The 1,071-nt window shown below is 67.0% G+C and carries 2 protein-coding genes; both read right to left on the minus strand.

What is annotated here, in order from left to right; all coding sequences use genetic code 11:
• A partial coding sequence (locus ACFXB5_RS44565) for an HU family DNA-binding protein (RefSeq protein WP_385219555.1) occupies nucleotides 1–545 on the minus strand: 545 nt, incomplete at its 3' end.
• 125 nt (nucleotides 546–670) lie between these two features.
• Nucleotides 671–916 (minus strand): hypothetical protein, encoded by a 246-nt coding sequence (locus ACFXB5_RS44570; protein ID WP_037948543.1) that lies wholly within the window; start codon nucleotides 914–916, stop codon nucleotides 671–673.
• Nucleotides 917–1,071: the final 155 nt, after the last annotated feature.

Consider the following 1,071-nt stretch of genomic DNA (forward strand, 5'->3'; position numbering starts at 1 on the left):
GTGGTCTTACGGGCGCTCGTCTTGCGCGCCGGGGCCTTCTTCGCCGCGGCCTTGGCCGGTGCCTTCTTGGCCGCGGCCTTCTTGGCGGTGGTCTTCTTCGCCGCCGCCTTGGCCGGCGCCTTCTTCGCGGCGGCGGCCTTCTTCGCGGGTGCCTTCTTCGCAGGAGCCTTCTTGGCGGTCGCCTTCTTGGCCGCGGCCTTCTTCGCCGCCACCTGGAGGCTGCCCTTGGGGGCCTTCTTCACGGCGACCTCGCCGCCGCGCGGGAGCTTCTTGGAGCCGCTCACCAGATCCTTGAAGCCCTGACCGGGGCGGAAGCGGGGCACCGAGGTCTTCTTGACCCGCACGCGCTCCCCGGTCTGCGGGTTACGGGCGTACCGGGCGGGCCGCTCCACCTTCTCGAACGAACCGAATCCAGTGACCGAAACTCGCTCCCCGGTGACGACCGCCCGGACGATGGCGTCCAGGACGGCGTCTACGGCATCGGCGGCCTGCTGACGGCCGCCGACCTTGTCGGCAATCGCTTCTACGAGCTGCGCCTTGTTCACGTCTTCCCCTTCGGAGGCATTGCCAGAATCAATGTGTTCAAGCCTTTTCGCACGTTAGGCAGATATATACCGCAAATCAAACACGAAACGGGCTAATCACCCTTGTGCCGCAACGCACTCGATCGTCACGGACTTCCGTCGGTGTCGGGATCTTCGGGGAAACGCCCCTCGTCGAGGTCGTTCATGAACCGCTCCAGACGCGTTGCCGCGTCTGCGAGATCGTGTTTCGCCGCTGAGGTCATGACCAGCAGCTTCCGGGACAGCGCCATCCGTACGCCCTCCGGGACTTGCAGTGCGCGCACCTTTGCGTGCGCTTCCTTGAGCCGGTCGGCGACGATGCCGTAGAGCTCGAGTTGGCCGTCGCGTTCCATGCACTGATTGTGCCATCTGAGGCGAGTTGTCGCTTCACGGGGCCTCAACATGCCGAGGGGGGGGCCGCGGCGGGGGCGCGGCGCGCGCGGGTGCTCAACACCCCGGGTGTGGTGGGCAATGGGGGGGGGGAGCCCACAGGGGGGGGGGGTGTGTG

Source organism: Streptomyces sp. NPDC059455 (assembly GCF_042750115.1).
Classification (GTDB): Bacteria; Actinomycetota; Actinomycetes; order Streptomycetales; family Streptomycetaceae; genus Streptomyces; species Streptomyces endocoffeicus.